The organism is Thiobacillus thiophilus, assembly GCF_055378705.1.
On record NZ_AP042404.1, the window covers coordinates 1345721 to 1361478 of the forward strand.

Genomic DNA, 15758 nt, shown 5'->3' on the forward strand with positions numbered 1-15758 from the left:
GATCGGGAACGCCTTTAGCTGGAGAATCAGTCAGGAATAGATCGTGTCGAGCAAGGCACGGGCGAGCGCCTGCCCGGCCTGCGGCGGGGACAGCTTCACGCCGAGATCGCGGCATTGCATCACCGGCATCCCGGCGTAGCCGCACGGGTTGATGGCGGCGAACGGCGCCAGGTCCATGTCGACGTTGAATGCCAGCCCGTGATAGGTGCAGCCGTGCTTGACGCGCAGACCGAGCGCGGCGATTTTGGCGCCGTCGATATAGATGCCGGGGGCGCCGACCAGCCGCGCGGCAGTCACGCCCTGGGCCGCCAGCACGTTGATGACAGCCTGCTCCATGCGCGCCACCAGTTCGCGGATGCCGTAGCCGCGCCGCCGCAGATCTACCAGCACATAGGCCACCACCTGACCCGGTCCGTGATAGGTGATCTGGCCGCCGCGGTCGATCGGCACCACGGGAATGTCGGTTGCAGCGATCAGATGCTCGGCACGGCCGGCCTGCCCCTGGGTATAGACCGGCGGATGCTCCAGCAACCACAGCTCGTCCGGGGTATCGGCCGTGCGTCGCGCAGTGAAATCCTGCATCGCCCGCCAGGTCGGCTCATAAGCCACTTGCCCCAAGCTGCGCACGACCGCCACGCCTCCCTGATCCCTGATTCCCGATCCCTGATCCCTGGCACTCACAATGCCATCTTCACCCACGGATGCGCCGTGATCTCGCGATACAGCGCATCGAGCTGCGCCTTCGAGGTGGCGCGCACCACACAGGTCACCGACAGGTAGTTGCCGCCGCTGGATGCCCGCATCTCGATGGTCTCGGCCCTGAAATCGGGGGCGTGGCGCAGCACCAGTTCGACCATGGTCTGCGCGAAGTCGTCGCGCCGCTCGCCCATGATCTTGACCGGGAAATCGGTGGGGAATTTCAGCAGTGTCTCTTCTTCGCTCATGCGCGCATGACCTGCTGCTTGAAAGTTTGATACAAGCCGTCCATCCGCTGCGCCAGCGGCCCCGGCACGCCGGCGCCGACCGGTACGCCGTCGAGTTTCACGATGGCCATGATCTCCTTGGTCGAGGAGGTCATCCACAACTCGTCGGCACTGCGCACCCCGGCCTCGGAAATCGCCCGTACCTCATGCGGAATGCCGTGCGCGGCGGCGAGTTCCAGCACCACGTCGTAGGTGACGCCGGTCAACATCAGGCTGGACGGCAGCGGCGCCCGCAGCACGCCGTCCTTCACCACGAAAATATTGCTTGCCGCGCCTTCGGTCAGGAAGCCGTCGCGCAGCATCACGGTCTCGGCACAGTCGGCGTCGACCGCCTGCTGCCGCAGCAGGATGTTGGCCAGCAGCGAGATCGCCTTGATGTTGCAGCGCTGCCAGCGGTTGTCGACAGCGCTGACGGCGCACACCCCGGCGGCCTTTTGTGCGGGAGTCGACGTCGCCAGCGGCTGTGAAAACATGAAGACAGTCGGCGGCACGCCCTGCGGAAAGGCATGATCGCGCGGCGGCTGTCCTTCAACAGGCATGCCGCGCGTGACCTGGATGTAGACCGACTGGTCGGCGAAGTCCTGCAGTTCGACCAGCCGCAGGATCAATTCGTGCCAAACCCCGGTGTCATGTGGGTTGGCCAGGCGGATGCCGTCGAGGCTGCCCTGCAGGCGGCGCAGGTGTTCGTCGAGCCGGAACGGCTTTTTCGAGTACACCGGCACCAGCTCGTAGACGCCGTCGCCGAAGACGAAGCCGCGGTCGAGCACCGAAACCTTCGCGTCGGCAAGCGGCAGAAACCGGCCGTTCAGATAAGCGCTCATTTCGCGAAGAAGAGCCGGATCGAATCCCAGCCACGGCCGAAGATGCCGGCCACGGCGACATCGTGCAGCGCAACCAGGGGATAGTCGCCGACCGGCGTGCCGTCGAGCACCAGCCGCAGCGTCCCCATGCGCTGGCCTCTGCGCACCGGCGCCACGATCGGCTGCCGGGTGATGACTTCGGCCTTGACGCGAACGGCGCTGCCCGTGGGAACCAGCAAGTGGAAATCCTGCGCAAACCCCATGCTCACCATCGAGCGCGCGCCGCGGTAGAGGGGCACCACCTTGACCGGCTGCTGCGCGCGGTAAAGCCGCACGCTTTCGAAATTCTCGAAGCCGTAATTCAGCAAGCGCAGGGCATCCTGGGTGCGCTGGGCGTCGGATCGCCCGCCCAGCACCACGGCGATGCGACGCTGATCGCCGCGCCGGGCCGATGCCGCCATGCAATAACCGGCCTGGACGGTACGTCCAACCTTGAGGCCGGTCACCGTGCTGTCGCGCCACAACAGGCGATTGCCGTTGTAGTACGTGATGCCCTTGAAGACCAGTTCCTTTTGCGTGAAAAAATCCTGCCGCTCGGGAAAATCGCGCGATAGTGCGCGCGACAGCAAGGCAAGGTCGCGGGCACTCGATTCGTGTCCCGGCTCGGTCAATCCGGTGGCGTTCATGAAACGGGTTTTGGACATGCCGAGCCGCCTGGCTTCGCGGTTCATGCGCTCGACAAACGCCGCCTCGCTGCCGTCGGTCGCGGTCACCAGCGCAAGCGTGGCATCGCTGGCCGACAGTACCAGCATCGCCTGTAGCAGGATGTCTACGCTCACCTGCTCGCCCGCCTTGAGAAACACGCGTGCGCCGTCGGCCTCGGTGGCGGCTTCCGGCACGGTCAGCGCCTCGCTCAGGCTCAGCTTGCCCTTGCGGATATCACCCAATAGCACGTAGGCCGTCATCAGCTGCGTCAGCGAGGCCGGCGCCAGCGGCAGATCGGCCTGATACGAAGCCAGCTCGCGTCCGCTGGTCTGGTCGATCACTACCCAGGCGCGCGCCATGATGCCGGCAGGCGCCGCCCAGGCCGATGCAGAAAACAGGAGCGCCAGCCCCAGCCAAAAAATATTCATGCCTGGCCCTTAAATCAATCGCGTCTGACCAAGACAGCATTCAGGTCGAGACGTTCCCGCACCCGCGCGCGATCCGCCTGCGCCGCATCGTCACCGGGATAAGGCCCGAGCTGCACGCGGTGCAGGGCGCCCTTGAGCACCACGCGGGTGCGGTCGGTGTCGAGGTCGAGCGCGCGCGTCAGGCGGGTAAGCAATTGCTGCGCATTATCGGCGTGCGAAAACGCGCCCACCTGCAGGTAGATCCCTTCTTGCAACGCCTCGCCCTGCGCGTCATAGGCGGCCGGGTCGAGGCTTTCCACCCGTACCCGGGTGCTGCCGCGCTTCAGGTAGCCCAGCTTGTGGGCGGCGGTGTACGACAGGTCGATGACGCGCTTGCTGTGAAACGGGCCACGGTCGTTGATGCGCACCACCACGGACTTGCCGTTGTCGAGCGCGGTGACCCGCGCGTAACTCGGAATCGGCAGGGTGGGATGCGCGGCGGTCATGGCATACATGTCGTAGACCTCGCCCGATGCGGTTTTTTTGCCGTGGAAGTGGCGGCCGTACCACGAGGCCAGACCTTCCTCGCTGTGCGCGCGGCGTTCGACCTGCGGCGTGTAGGTGTTGCCCAGCACAGCATAAGTGCGGTTGGCGAAGCGATGCAGCGGTTCGTCGCGCGGCACCGCGTCGGGAACGGCATCCAGATTGGCCGGCGGCTGGGCCTCGGGACCGTCGTCGAGGTAGTAGCCGCCGCTTTTGGCCGTCGTGGCGGGCTCGGGCCTGGCTGAAACGGATGGGCCGCTGCCGCAACCGGCGAGCGCCAGCACGGCGGCAAGCATGCCCAGAGTCAGTATCGATATCTTGTTCATGGCTGTATTTTATCGCGTCACGATTTGTTGAGCTGGCGATGCGTCGCCACGCTCATCAGGATGCCCATCCCCAGCAGCAGCGTAATGAGCGCGGTGCCGCCATAGCTCATCAGCGGCAACGGCACGCCAACCACCGGCAGAATGCCCGACACCATGCCCATGTTGACGAATGCGTAGGTGAACAGATTGAGGCTCAGCGTGGCCGCCATCAGCCGGCCGAACAGCGTCGGCGCCCGCGCCGCGATGACCAGGCCGCGCGCGACAATGGCCAGATACAGTCCCACCAGAAAAATCACCCCGACGTAGCCGAATTCCTCGCCAAACACGGCAAACACAAAATCGGTTGTCCGCTCCGGAATGAAATCGAGCTGGCTTTGCGGGCCCTGCATCCAGCCCTTGCCGAACATCCCGCCCGAGCCGATCGCGATGGTGGACTGGATGATGTGATAGCCGGCGCCCAGCGGGTCGGACGTGGGATCGAGCAGGGTCAGCACGCGGCGCTGCTGGTATTCGTGCATCAAGCCCCACACCACCGGCAGGCTGGCCGCGCCGAGGATACCGCCGCCGAGAATCACCTTCCACGACAGGCCGGCGAAGAACAGCAGATAGAAGCCCGAGGCGCCGATCATCAGCGCCGTGCCGAGATCGGGCTGGCGCAGGATCAGCAGCAGCGGCACCAGAACCAGCACGCCGCCGACCAGATAGTGCTTCGCGCGCCGCACCGCCTCGTTGCGCTGGAAATACCAGGCCAGCGTCAAGGGCAGCGCCAGCTTCAGCAGTTCCGACGGCTGGAACGCCATGAAGCCCAGGTTCAGCCAGCGCCGCGAGCCATTGTGGACCTCGCCGAACAGCGCCACTCCGATCAGCAGCAGCACGCCCGCGGCAAATAAGGGTGGCCCCACCCTGGACAGCAGATGCGGCGGCACATTGGCCATCACCATCATCACTCCCAGCGCCAGCCCGATGTTGACCAGGTGGCCGCTGATGCGCGCCGGGCTCTGTCCCGAGGCGCTCGTCACCACCGCCAGGCTGATGCCCAGAAGCAGCAGCACCAGCACCAGCAAAATGCCGTCGAGATGGCTCAGCCGGCGCACGATCCAGTGGCTAGTCCGCGCCATTTTCCGCCTCCAGTTTCATGTCGCCGGGTCGCTTCCCGGTCAGGTAATAATCGAACACCGCACGCGCGATCGGCGCCGCGGTGCCGCTGCCCGAGCCGCCGTTTTCCACTATCACCGCCACCGCGATGGCGGGGTTCTCGGCCGGAGCATAGGCAATGAACAGCGCATGATCGAGATGCTCCCGCGCCAGCCTGCCGGCGTCGTAGCGCTCGCCCTGCTTGATGCCGACCACCTGCGCGGTGCCGGTTTTGCCGGCGACGGTATAGGGCGCGCCGGCCACCGATCTGGCCGCGGTGCCGCCCGTGCGCATCACGTCCATCATGCCTTCGCGTACGACCTCCAGGTGCCTCGGGGCGATCGCCAGCTGGGCGCGCGCACCACCCGGCTGCGGCTGCCAGGTATGGGTAAGCGGGTCGCGCACCGCCTGCACCAGGCGTGGCTCGATCCGCACACCGCCGTTGGCGAGCATGGCCGCCGCCACCGCCAGTTGCAGCGGGGTGGTCAGGTGATAACCCTGACCGATACCGGCAATCACCGTCTCGCCGGGATACCAGGGCTGCTTGAAGCGGCGCCGCTTCCAGTCGGGCGAGGGCAGCAGGCCGGCCGACTCACCGTCCAGGTCGATGCCGGTTTTTTCGCCCAGGCCGAACTGCGCCAGGTAGTCGTGCATGCGATCGATCCCCATGTCCACCGCCAGCTGGTAATAATAGACATCGCACGACTGGGAGATGGATCGACGCAGATCGACGACCCCATGCCCACCGCGTTTCCAGTCACGGAACTGATGGCTGCTGTTGGGTAGACTGAAAAAGCCGGGATCGTTGATGCTGTCCGACGGCTTGCGCAGCCCCAGTTCGAGACCGGCCAGCGCCATCAGCGGCTTGATCGTCGAACCGGGAGGATAGATGCCGCGCAGGGCGCGGTTCACCATCGGCCGCTCCGGCGATTCGTTGAGCGATTTCCAGGTTTCCGGGTCGATGCCGTCGATGAACAGGTTGGGGTCGAATCCGGGCCGGGAGACCAGCGCCAGCACTCCGCCGGTGTTGGGGTCGAGCGCCACCAGTCCGCCGAGGTAATCGCCGAACGCATGTTCGGCCACCGCCTGCAGCGCCGCATCGAGATACAGGCGCAGATCCTTGCCCGGTACCGGCGGAATCCGCGACAGCATGCGCACCGCCCGGCCGCTGGCGTCGGTCTCCATCTGGTCGAAGCCGGTGCGGCCGTGCAGCAGGGTTTCGTAACTCTGCTCCAGCCCGGTCTTGCCGATGTGGGCGCTGCCCTTGTAGTTCTGCTCGCGGCCGTCGTCGCGCAGCTGTTTCAGGTCGCGGTCGTTGATGCGGCCGATAAAGCCCAGCACATGCGCCATGCCGGGCTCAGCCTGGTAGTTGCGGAACAGCCGCGCCTTCACTTCCACCCCCGGCAGGCGATAGCGGTTGGCGGCGACGATCGCCACTTCCTCGTCGGTCAGCTTGCTTTTCAGTGGCACAGTTTCGAACTCGTGCGATTCGCTCAATAAGCGGCGAAAACGCCGCAGCTGTCCCGGCGTAATCTCGATCAGCGTGCCCACCTCGGTCAGCGTGGCCTCCAGATTGTCGGTCCGCGCCCGCGTCAGCTCCAGCGTGTAGGCCGAATAGTTTTCCGCCAGGATGCGATCGTTACGATCGAGAATCAGCCCGCGGTTGGGCGCGGTGGGTACCCGCGAAATACGGTTGCTTTCGGCGCGCTGGATATAGTGCTCGTGCTGCACGACCTGTAGATAAAATCCGCGCGCCAGCAGTGCGGCCGCCAGCAGCGCGACAAGGGCCGCGCCTACTTTCAGCCGCCCATGAAAGTGGGCCAGCTCACGATCCAGATTTTTCAGTTGCGTGACGAAACCCATTCGGAATCAGGCCCGATCCTGCATCCCCTTGCCGTGCCACAGACGCACAAACAGGGCAATCAGATACCACAGCACGGTGCTGCTCAACACCGGCAGCAGCATGGCCAGACCGGTCGGCGGATTGACCGCCAGCCAGCCGATCAGCAGCACCAGCAGCTGTACCGTCAGCAGAATGGGGAACAGCTGCGCGGCCTGGCGGAGCGGATCGAACTGCAGTAGCCGCAGGCGCAGAAACAGCACCAGATAGACACCGGCCACATAGGCGATGGCATGCTGCCCGAATACTGCGCCATCCTGGAAATCGGCCATCAGGCCAAGAAAAAACGCCGCGCCGAAGCTGATGCGCGCGGGCTGATGCAGGGTCCAGAACAGCACGCCGACCAGCACGAAGTCCGGCCGCAGGGCCAGTGCCAGGCCCGACCACGGCAGCTGCTCCAGCAGCACCGCCAGGGTCAGGGTGCCGAGGATGCGGCGCCAGCTACCCGGGGTCTGGGTCGCCGCGGTCATGGCCTGGTCACCTGCGGATCGGCGATCAGCACCAGCACGGCACGGGAACGGTCGAGGCCCGCCAGCGGCAGGCTTTCCACCCGCAGATAGGGGCTGGATTGCGAACGCGAGACCCGGCTGACGCGCGCCACCGGAATACCCGCCGGATACACCCGGTCGATGCCCGATGTCAGCAAACGGTCGCCCGGCCGGATATCGGTCTGCGCCGGCATGTAACGCAGCTCCATCCGGCTGTGCCCGTTGCCGGCGGCCAGCCCGCGCTGGCCGGTGCGCTCGACCAGCACCGGGGTCAACTGCTGCGGGCTGCTCACCAGCATGACTTCGCTCGATCCCGGATACACCCGGCTCACCTGCCCCACCAGGCCGCTGGCATCGACTACCGGCAGGCCGCGACGCAGCCCCGCGCCGCCGCCCTGGTCGAGGGTGATGCGCTGGGCAAACCAGTCGTGCCCCCGATACAGCAGGGCAGCGTGGATTACCCTTTGGCCGGGGCGCGATTGCAGCTGCAGCAGGGTACGCAATTCGGTATTTTCGCGAACCAGTTCTTGCGCGGTGTTCACATCGACCAGAAGCCGCGCACGTTCGGTCAGAAGGGCATCGCGCTCTTTTTGCAGAAGGCGGTGACGGACGAAGAAGCCACCGAGTTCGGCAGCGATGTCGAAGGGGGTGCGCATGATCGCGCGGGCGGGCTGCAGCACCAGCGAAAACCCGCTGCGCAAGCCATCGAGCGCGTGATAACGGGCATCGACCGCCACACAGGATGCGCCGGCCAGGAGCCAGATCAACAGGCGTGCCGTCGGCCCCAGCCGGCGGGCGAACATGAGCTGGCCTGGCATCGCCATCAGTCGTTCCCGTCAGCCGTGCCGCGCGCAGCTACATTCACTCGTTGGTAAACACCGACGCCAGTTTGTCCATGTCTTCCAGGGCAAGCCCGCAACCGCGCACCACGCAGGTCAGCGGGTCGTCGGCGACAATCACCGGCAGCCCGGTTTCCTCCATCAGCAGACGGTCGAGGTCGCGCATCAGCGCGCCGCCGCCGGTCAGCACCATGCCTTTTTCGGCGATGTCGGCACCGAGTTCCGGCGGTGTCTGCTCCAGCGCCATTCTCACCGCGCTGACGATGGCATTCAGCGGTTCGGTCAGCGCTTCGAGAATTTCGTTGGACGACACATTGAAGCTGCGCGGCACGCCCTCGGCCAGGCTGCGGCCCTTGACTTCCATTTCCAGCACCTCGGCGCCGGGAAAAGCCGAGCCCATTTTTTTCTTGACCTGCTCGGCGGTCGCCTCGCCGATCAGCATGCCGTAGTTGCGGCGAATGTAGTTGATGATGGCCTCGTCCATGCGGTCGCCGCCGACACGCACCGAGTTGGCATACACTACGCCGCCGAGCGAGATCACGCCGACCTCGGTGGTGCCGCCGCCAATGTCGACCACCATCGAACCGGTGGCCTCGGCCACCGGCAAGCCGGCGCCGATTGCCGCCGCCATCGGCTCCTCGATCAGGTAGACCTGACGCGCGCCGGCGCCGATCGCCGATTCGCGGATCGCCCGGCGCTCCACCTGGGTCGAGCCGCACGGCACGCAGATGATGATGCGTGGACTGGGGCGCAGCATGCGGGTGTCGTGCACCTTCTTGATGAAATATTTGAGCATCTGCTCGGTGACGGTGAAATCGGCAATCACCCCGTCCTTCATCGGCCGGATCGCCTGCAGGTTGCCCGGGGTGCGGCCCAGCATCTGCTTGGCATCCACACCCACCGCCTGCACCGTGCGCTTGCCGCCCACCGCATCGGTACGGATCGACACCACCGAGGGTTCGTCCAGCACAATGCCGCGGCCGCGCACATAAATCAGCGTGTTGGCGGTACCGAGGTCGATCGCAAGATCGGTGGAAAAATAGCTGGTCAGGAACTTGAACATGGTGGCGGCAACGCCCGCGTCAGGCGGGGCGAAAGGGCATAAAAAACAAGGGAGCTATGATACCCTAACGCGCTTCGTTCCCGTAAGTCATCAGGTGCTTCCATGTCCCTCACCCTGGACGACGTCAAGCGCATCGCCCGCCTTGCCCGCATCGAAATCGACGATGCCCAGGCGCAGACCACGCAAACCCAGCTCAACACCATTTTCGACCTGATCGCCACCATGCAGGCGGTGGACACGGCCGGCATCGCCCCGATGGCGCACGCGCAAGAGGTATATCAGCGCCTGCGCGACGACGTGGTGACCGAAACCGACCGCCATGCCGCCTTCCAGGCCGTCGCCCCCGCGGTCGAGAATGGCCTCTACCTCGTCCCTAAAGTCATCGAATAAATCATGCCAGACGCCAGCCTTTCCGCGCTCGCCGCGCAGCTCGCCGCAAAACAGGTTTCCAGCTGCGAACTTGCCCGGCAGTACCTCGACCGCATCGCCGCGCTGAATCCGGCCATCAACGCCTTCATCACGGTGAACGCCGAGAAGACCCTGCTCGAAGCCGCCGCCGCCGATGCACGCATCGCCGCGGGCCAGGCGGGCCCGCTCACCGGCGTGCCGATCGCGCACAAGGATATCTTCTGCACCGACGGCTGGCTCACCACCTGCGGCTCGAAGATGCTGCACAACTTCGTCGCGCCCTACGACGCGCATGTGATCCAGCGTTTCAAGGCCGCCGGCATGCCGAGCCTGGGCAAGACCAACATGGACGAGTTCGCCATGGGCTCTTCCAACGAGACCAGCTATTTCGGTGCGGTGAAAAACCCCTGGAATACGGCCTACGTGCCCGGTGGATCCTCGGGTGGCGCAGCCGCCTGCGTCGCCGCACGCATGGCGCCTGCCGCCACCGGCACCGATACCGGCGGCTCGATCCGCCAGCCCGCCGCGCTGTGCGGCATCACCGGCTTGAAGCCGACCTACGGCCTGGTGTCGCGCTACGGCATGATCGCGTTCGCCTCCAGCCTCGACCAGGCCGGGCCGATGGCGCCGTCGGCCGAGGACTGCGCGCTGCTCCTGAACGTGATGACCGGCTTCGACCCCAACGACTCGACCAGTCTGGAGCGCGAGAAAGAGGACTATACGCGCGACCTCGACCGGCCGCTTGCCGGCCTGCGCGTCGGCCTGCCGCGCGAGTTCTTCGCCGAGGGCCTCAACTGCGAAGTCGCTGCCGCCGTCGAAGCCGCGGTCACCGCGCTGAAGAAACTCGGCGCCACGACCGTCGAGATCTCGCTCGCCAACTCGAAACTGGCGATCCCGGTGTACTACGTGCTGGCGCCCGCCGAGGCGTCCAGCAATCTGTCGCGCTTCGACGGCGTGCGCTACGGCTACCGCGCACCGGACTACGCCAGCCTCGACGACATGTACTGCAAGACCCGCGCGCAGGGCTTCGGCGCGGAAGTGAAGCGCCGCATCATGATCGGCGCCTATGTACTCTCGCACGGCTACTACGACGCCTATTATCTGCAGGCGCAAAAAATCCGCCGCCTGATCGCCGACGACTTCAACCAGGCCTTCAAGGCCTGCGACGTCATCCTCGGCCCCACCGCGCCGGGCACCGCGTTTGCCCTCGGCGAAAAATCCGACGACCCGGTCGAGATGTATCTCAACGATCTCTACACCATTCCCGCCAACCTCGCGGGACTGCCCGGCATGTCGCTGCCGTGCGGCTTCGACGCCAAGGGCCTGCCGATCGGCCTGCAGCTGATCGGCAACTATTTTTCCGAGGCGAAAATGCTCAACGTCGCCCACCAGTACCAGCGCGTCACCGACTGGCACAGCCGCATTCCGGCCATTTGATGGTTTAATTCAAGCTACGGCAGATTAAAAATAATTGGAGAGTAGGTCATGAGGCTGGAAACCGTACCATCGCCAAAACGCCATGAACTGGTGGAATCTACGATCTTCGAAGGCGATGCCTTGCATGCATTGCAGCGCCTGCCTTCACAATCCATCCAGTGCATCGTGACCTCCCCCCCCTATTGGGGCCTCAGGGACTACGACATCGAAGGTCAGATCGGCCTAGAAGAAACCCTGCCGCAGTTCATCAACCGCCTGGTCGCCGTCTTCGCCGAGGCCAAGCGAGTATTGCGCAACGACGGCGTGCTCTGGCTAAATATCGGCGACGGCTATACCAGCGGCAACCGTGGCTACCGTGCGCCAGACAAGAAAAATCCAGCACGCGCCATGTCGGTCCGCCCCGACACGCCCGAGGGTCTAAAACCCAAAGACCTGCTCGGCATACCTTGGCGCTTGGCCTTCGCGCTTCAGGATGACGGTTGGTATCTACGCAGTGACATTGTCTGGCACAAGCCCAATGCCATGCCCGAAAGCGTGAAGGACCGCCCCACCCGCTGCCACGAATACTTGTTCATGTTCAGCAAGTCGGAACGCTACTTCTACGACCATGCCACTGCCAAGGAGCCAGCTGTAAATGGCGCCCTGCGCAATCGACGCTCGGTCTGGAGCATCAATACCCAGGCCACGGAACACGCCCATTACGCCGTATTTCCACCGCAACTCATCGAACCCTGCATTCTCAGCACCGCACGGGAGAATGACTTCGTGCTCGACCCTTTCTTTGGTTCCGGCACAGTGGGCCTCGTCTGCCAAAAACTAGGGCACCGCTATCTCGGCATCGAGCTGAATCCGGAATATGTCGATCTAGCGGTCGAACGCCTGAGGCCGCTCACGCATAATGTATTGCGCTTGAAGGCAGCCTGATGTTCCAGTTCCCCGCCTTCGAACAGCAAATCGACTTCTCCTTCGCCTTGCTAAAGCACGCAGCCTTTATCTTCAGGATGCCTTGGGGCTGGCTGTGGAAAGTCTAGACATCGCTGACGTGGATAAAGAATTGGCACGCCTCACACCCAAGACCAGCCTTGCTGCGTTGGCCAAGCATGGCCTGCGCGGCGAGTTGGCCTTCGCCACACCGTCGGTACTGCGAGCCAATCCGAAATTGCTCGCCTACTATCGCCTGCTGCTCGGCTACAGCCAGAAGGAATTCTTCACAACAGCAACCGGCGCATCGGGCCCTAAGTGCATGGAAACCGAGGCCCAATTACCCTCAAAAAGGAATGGCACCTTAGATGACTTATGCAAAGCACTCAATAAAGTTGCCTCCCAATTAATCGAAGGCATTGGCCCAGAGCGCGTAAGCAAGCGCCTGCTTGACGATCTATCCCTGCTCACCTTCGGCCCGCAATTGCGCGGCGGCGCCAACGTACGCAAGGGCGATGCCGCCATTTTAAAAGTATCCGAAATCATCCACGCCATCGTCAAAAAGGCAGCGCAGACCACCGAGGCAAACCGGATCGAAATCAGGAACGCTCCCCGCCGCATGGTGTTGATCGAGTTTGCCGCCGACCCCGACATCATCATCCGCGAGCAAATGGCAACAGGCTTCCGCAACATCATCGCCATCGAGATCAAGGGTGGAACGGATTTCTCCAACATCCACAACCGCATCGGCGAGGCCGAGAAGAGCCACCGTAAAGCCCGCTCGGAAGGCTATACGGAGTGCTGGACCGTGGCCAATGTCAATCGCCTGGACATGCCGATGGCCCATAAAGAGTCGCCGAGCACGGACCAGTTTTACCTCATGGACCGCTTGGCCGATTCCAAGAGCAGCGAATACCAGGATTTCAAAAACAGAATCATCTCCCTCACAGGAATTAAAGGTTAAGCGAGCACTAATTATGCAGTGGGAAACCGTCATCGGGCTGGAAGTGCACACCCAGCTCGCAACCAAATCAAAAATTTTTTCGGGCAGCAGCACCGCCTTCGGCGCGGCGCCCAACACCCAGGCAAGCGCGGTTGATATCGCCCTGCCCGGTGTGCTGCCGGTGCTGAACAAGAAAGCGGTGGAATGCGCAATCAGGTTCGGCCTGGCGGTCGACGCGCACCTCAACCGCGTCAACGTGTTCGACCGCAAGAACTACTTCTATCCCGACCTCCCCAAGGGCTACCAGATCAGCCAGCTGGCCAAACCCATCGTCGAGGGTGGCGCGCTGAAGATCGTGGTCGAGGGTGAAGAAAGAACCATCCACCTCACCCGCGCCCACATGGAAGAGGACGCCGGCAAATCGCTGCACGAGGATTTCCATGGCATGACCGGAATCGACCTCAACCGCGCCGGCACGCCATTGCTGGAGATCGTCTCCGAGCCCGAGATGCGCTCAAGTGCCGAGGCCGTGGCCTACGCCCGCGCACTGCACACGCTGGTGACCTGGATCGGCATCTGCGACGGCAACATGCAGGAAGGCAGCTTCCGCGTCGACGCCAATGTCTCGGTACGCCCGGTCGGGCAGGCCGAATTCGGCACCCGCCGCGAAATCAAGAACCTCAACTCCTTCAAGTTTCTGCAACAGGCGATCGACTTCGAAGTCCGCTGGCAGATCGAGACGCTGGAGGACGGCGGCCGCATCGAGCAGGCCACGGTGCTGTTCGACCCCGACACCGGCGAGACACGCATGATGCGCAGCAAGGAAGACGCACACGATTACCGCTACTTCCCCGACCCCGACCTGTTGCCGGTGAAGCTCGACGAGGACTGGATCGAAGCGGTGCGTGCCGGCCTGCCCGAACTTCCGGCTGCGATGCAGGCACGCTTTCAGGCTGGCTATGGCGTATCGGCCTACGACGCGGCGGTGCTGACGAGTTCGCGTGCGCTCGCCGATTTCTTCGAGGCAGCCGCCCGTGTCTGCGGCCAGGGCAAGCTTGCCGCCAACTGGGTGATGGGCGAACTCTCGGCCGCGCTGAACAAGGCCGAGCTCGACATCGCGCAAAGTCCGGTCTCGGCAGCGCAGCTCGGCACACTGATCGTGCGCATTCAGGACGGCACGCTCTCCGGCAAGCTCGCCAAGCAGGTGTTCGAAGGGCTGTGGGAAGGCGCCGGCGAGGTCGACGCCATCATCGAGGCGCGCGGCTTGAAGCAGATGTCCGATTCCGGCGAACTGGAAAAGATCGTCGACGACGTGCTCGCCGCCAATCCGAAATCGGTCGAGGAATTCCGTGCCGGCAAGGAAAAGGCTTTCAATGCCCTGGTGGGACAGGTGATGAAGGCCAGCCGCGGCAAGGCCAATCCGGCGCAGGTCAACGAATTGCTGAAAGCCCGGCTGCGGTAATCCAAAAACCAAGAATCTCACCACAGAGGCACAGAGACACAGAGAAAATCAAGAAACAACAAGTGATTGGCATCCCCCATCGGGTGATGTGCCCAACTGAAATAACGCTTTGTTTTACCTCTGTGTCTCTGTGCCTCTGTGGTTCAAACGCTTTCCCCACGAGACCCTTATTTGCCCGTCAGCTCGCGGAAGCGCGCCTTGTCGGCCGCGTATTTCTCGCCCACTTGCACCATCGCCTCTTCGTTGCTGAAGATGGTGCGCTTCAAGTCCAGACCCTCCTGGATGACCTGATCCAGCCGTTCCTTCAGATTGGGCGAAACCGGGCGGCCTGCCTTTTCGATATTGGCGATACGCGCCTTCAATTCCGCCAGGTTCGCTTCCACCGCCTTGCCGCGGACTTCAGCCCCCTTGATCGCCAGTTTATGATGCTCCAGCGCACGGTCGCGTGCGAGGTCGATTTCCGCTTCGGTGGTGTAGGTCTGGGTCAGCGCGCGATCGAGCTGTGCCTGCTTGTCCTGTTCCACCTTAATGCGCTTTTGCTCGGCCCGACGCTCGGCCTCGGCCTGACGCTCGGCCTCGGATTGCGTACGCCTGATGACATTGCCCTGTTTACTCAACTCGGCGCCGCCGCTTTTCTGAAAGGTCATCGGCGGCGTATCGCTGTAATGCACGCGGCCGTTGCCGTCCACCCAGCGGTACATGGTCGCCTGCGCTGTGCCCGCGGCCAGCAGCAGAGCGACTGCCAGCGCGCTATACGCCATACCTCGCACGGTAGTCTGCCACGGCCTGCAATTCTTGTTGTCTGTCTGCATCGTGTTCCAGAAACTCCACCAGATTGTCCAGCGTGACCACAGCCACCACCGGAATGTCATATTGCTCGCGCACTTCCTGCACCGCCGACTTGTCGCCACCGCCGCGCTCCATACGGTCCAGCGCGATCACCACCCCGGCCGGTTCGGCGCCCGCGTAGCGGATCAGGTCCACCGACTCGCGCACCGAAGTCCCCGCCGAAATCACATCGTCGACAATCAGCACGCGGCCCTGCAGTTTCGCGCCGACCACCGTGCCGCCCTCGCCATGATCCTTGGCCTCCTTGCGGTTGTACGCAAACGGCACGTTCCTGCCCATGCCCGCCAGCGCGATCGCGATGCTCGCCGCCAGCGGAATGCCCTTGTAGGCCGGGCCGAACAGCACGTCGAACGCGATCCCTGAGTCGATAATGGCTTTCGCGTAAAATTCGCCCAGCCGACGCAGCTTGTCGCCGTCGTTGAACAGCCCCGCGTTGAAAAAATAGGGGCTCATGCGCCCCGCCTTGGTCTTGAACTCGCCAAAACACAACACATTCGAGGCAATGGCGAATTCTACAAACTCGACTTTGTAATCGGACATTTTCCTTAAC

At 63.7% G+C, this 15758-nt stretch carries 17 protein-coding genes; 5 read left to right on the top strand and 12 right to left on the bottom strand.

Annotation, left to right across the window (positions count from 1 at the left end):
• Positions 1-30: 30 nt before the first annotated feature.
• From lipB to ACZ41T_RS06635, 10 genes are all read right to left on the bottom strand, one after another.
• Complete coding sequence (gene lipB, locus ACZ41T_RS06590) at positions 31-582, bottom strand: lipoyl(octanoyl) transferase LipB (RefSeq protein WP_464923934.1); 552 nt, start codon at positions 580-582, stop codon at positions 31-33.
• Positions 583-677: 95 nt separating this feature from the next.
• Entirely contained in the window at positions 678-944 is a 267-nt protein-coding gene (locus tag ACZ41T_RS06595) for a YbeD family protein (protein ID WP_464923676.1), read from the bottom strand.
• On the bottom strand, positions 941-1804 hold the full coding sequence (locus ACZ41T_RS06600; RefSeq protein WP_464923677.1) for a D-amino acid aminotransferase: 864 nt from the start codon (positions 1802-1804) through the stop codon (positions 941-943). Before ACZ41T_RS06600 ends, ACZ41T_RS06595 begins: the two co-directional genes overlap by 4 nt.
• Positions 1801-2916, bottom strand: a complete 1116-nt coding sequence (locus ACZ41T_RS06605; RefSeq protein ID WP_464923678.1) for a D-alanyl-D-alanine carboxypeptidase family protein — start codon at positions 2914-2916, stop codon at positions 1801-1803. Before ACZ41T_RS06605 ends, ACZ41T_RS06600 begins: the two co-directional genes overlap by 4 nt.
• Before the next feature lie 14 nt (positions 2917-2930).
• Entirely contained in the window at positions 2931-3764 is an 834-nt protein-coding gene (locus ACZ41T_RS06610) for a septal ring lytic transglycosylase RlpA family protein (protein WP_464923679.1), read from the bottom strand.
• Between the two features lie 17 nt (positions 3765-3781).
• Positions 3782-4882 (bottom strand): rod shape-determining protein RodA, encoded by a 1101-nt coding sequence (gene rodA / locus ACZ41T_RS06615; protein WP_464923680.1) that lies wholly within the window; start codon positions 4880-4882, stop codon positions 3782-3784.
• Positions 4869-6761 carry a penicillin-binding protein 2 gene (gene mrdA, locus ACZ41T_RS06620; RefSeq protein ID WP_464923681.1) on the bottom strand — a complete coding sequence of 631 codons (1893 nt, stop codon included), beginning with the start codon at positions 6759-6761 and terminating at the stop codon, positions 4869-4871. The genes rodA and mrdA overlap by 14 nt, the downstream gene beginning before the upstream one ends.
• Before the next feature lie 6 nt (positions 6762-6767).
• On the bottom strand, positions 6768-7268 hold the full coding sequence (mreD, locus tag ACZ41T_RS06625) for a rod shape-determining protein MreD (RefSeq protein WP_464923682.1): 501 nt from the start codon (positions 7266-7268) through the stop codon (positions 6768-6770).
• Positions 7265-8110, bottom strand: a complete 846-nt coding sequence (gene mreC, locus ACZ41T_RS06630) for a rod shape-determining protein MreC (protein ID WP_464923683.1) — start codon at positions 8108-8110, stop codon at positions 7265-7267. The genes mreD and mreC overlap by 4 nt, the downstream gene beginning before the upstream one ends.
• 37 nt (positions 8111-8147) lie before the next feature.
• The gene (locus ACZ41T_RS06635) at positions 8148-9188 is read right to left on the bottom strand and encodes a rod shape-determining protein (protein ID WP_464923684.1); all 1041 of its coding nucleotides are present in this window, start codon (positions 9186-9188) and stop codon (positions 8148-8150) included.
• Positions 9189-9290: 102 nt separating this feature from the next.
• Between ACZ41T_RS06635 and gatC the strand changes: the two genes are divergently transcribed.
• From gatC to gatB, 5 genes are all read left to right on the top strand, one after another.
• A complete protein-coding gene (gene gatC / locus ACZ41T_RS06640; RefSeq protein WP_464923685.1) occupies positions 9291-9578 on the top strand; it encodes an Asp-tRNA(Asn)/Glu-tRNA(Gln) amidotransferase subunit GatC in 288 nt (95 codons plus the stop codon).
• A gap of 3 nt (positions 9579-9581) precedes the next feature.
• On the top strand, positions 9582-11033 hold the full coding sequence (gatA, locus tag ACZ41T_RS06645) for an Asp-tRNA(Asn)/Glu-tRNA(Gln) amidotransferase subunit GatA (RefSeq protein ID WP_464923686.1): 1452 nt from the start codon (positions 9582-9584) through the stop codon (positions 11031-11033).
• A gap of 48 nt (positions 11034-11081) precedes the next feature.
• Positions 11082-11957, top strand: a complete 876-nt coding sequence (locus ACZ41T_RS06650) for a DNA-methyltransferase (RefSeq protein WP_464923687.1) — start codon at positions 11082-11084, stop codon at positions 11955-11957.
• A gap of 94 nt (positions 11958-12051) precedes the next feature.
• Positions 12052-12918 (top strand): XcyI family restriction endonuclease, encoded by an 867-nt coding sequence (locus ACZ41T_RS06655; RefSeq protein WP_464923688.1) that lies wholly within the window; start codon positions 12052-12054, stop codon positions 12916-12918.
• A 13-nt stretch (positions 12919-12931) separates the two neighbouring features.
• The gene (gatB, locus tag ACZ41T_RS06660; RefSeq protein ID WP_464923689.1) at positions 12932-14359 is read left to right on the top strand and encodes an Asp-tRNA(Asn)/Glu-tRNA(Gln) amidotransferase subunit GatB; all 1428 of its coding nucleotides are present in this window, start codon (positions 12932-12934) and stop codon (positions 14357-14359) included.
• 167 nt (positions 14360-14526) lie between these two features.
• Here gatB and ACZ41T_RS06665 read toward each other — a convergent pair whose 3' ends face one another.
• On the bottom strand, positions 14527-15120 hold the full coding sequence (locus ACZ41T_RS06665; protein ID WP_464923690.1) for a DUF4124 domain-containing protein: 594 nt from the start codon (positions 15118-15120) through the stop codon (positions 14527-14529).
• A complete protein-coding gene (gene pyrE / locus ACZ41T_RS06670) occupies positions 15110-15748 on the bottom strand; it encodes an orotate phosphoribosyltransferase (protein ID WP_464923691.1) in 639 nt (212 codons plus the stop codon). Before pyrE ends, ACZ41T_RS06665 begins: the two co-directional genes overlap by 11 nt.
• Positions 15749-15758 lie beyond the last annotated feature (10 nt).

Coding starts and splice junctions, on each gene's coding strand:
- rodA (WP_464923680.1), bottom strand. CDS start 4,882: ATGGCGCGGACTAGCCACTGGATCGTGCGCCGGCTGAGCCATCTCGAC.
- ACZ41T_RS06595 (WP_464923676.1), bottom strand. CDS start 944: ATGAGCGAAGAAGAGACACTGCTGAAATTCCCCACCGATTTCCCGGTC.
- gatA (WP_464923686.1), top strand. CDS start 9,582: ATGCCAGACGCCAGCCTTTCCGCGCTCGCCGCGCAGCTCGCCGCAAAA.
- gatC (WP_464923685.1), top strand. CDS start 9,291: ATGTCCCTCACCCTGGACGACGTCAAGCGCATCGCCCGCCTTGCCCGC.
- mreC (WP_464923683.1), bottom strand. CDS start 8,110: ATGGCGATGCCAGGCCAGCTCATGTTCGCCCGCCGGCTGGGGCCGACG.
- ACZ41T_RS06605 (WP_464923678.1), bottom strand. CDS start 2,916: ATGAATATTTTTTGGCTGGGGCTGGCGCTCCTGTTTTCTGCATCGGCC.
- ACZ41T_RS06600 (WP_464923677.1), bottom strand. CDS start 1,804: ATGAGCGCTTATCTGAACGGCCGGTTTCTGCCGCTTGCCGACGCGAAG.
- pyrE (WP_464923691.1), bottom strand. CDS start 15,748: ATGTCCGATTACAAAGTCGAGTTTGTAGAATTCGCCATTGCCTCGAAT.
- lipB (WP_464923934.1), bottom strand. CDS start 582: ATGCAGGATTTCACTGCGCGACGCACGGCCGATACCCCGGACGAGCTG.
- mrdA (WP_464923681.1), bottom strand. CDS start 6,761: ATGGGTTTCGTCACGCAACTGAAAAATCTGGATCGTGAGCTGGCCCAC.
- ACZ41T_RS06665 (WP_464923690.1), bottom strand. CDS start 15,120: ATGGCGTATAGCGCGCTGGCAGTCGCTCTGCTGCTGGCCGCGGGCACA.
- mreD (WP_464923682.1), bottom strand. CDS start 7,268: ATGACCGCGGCGACCCAGACCCCGGGTAGCTGGCGCCGCATCCTCGGC.
- ACZ41T_RS06635 (WP_464923684.1), bottom strand. CDS start 9,188: ATGTTCAAGTTCCTGACCAGCTATTTTTCCACCGATCTTGCGATCGAC.
- ACZ41T_RS06650 (WP_464923687.1), top strand. CDS start 11,082: ATGAGGCTGGAAACCGTACCATCGCCAAAACGCCATGAACTGGTGGAA.
- gatB (WP_464923689.1), top strand. CDS start 12,932: ATGCAGTGGGAAACCGTCATCGGGCTGGAAGTGCACACCCAGCTCGCA.
- ACZ41T_RS06610 (WP_464923679.1), bottom strand. CDS start 3,764: ATGAACAAGATATCGATACTGACTCTGGGCATGCTTGCCGCCGTGCTG.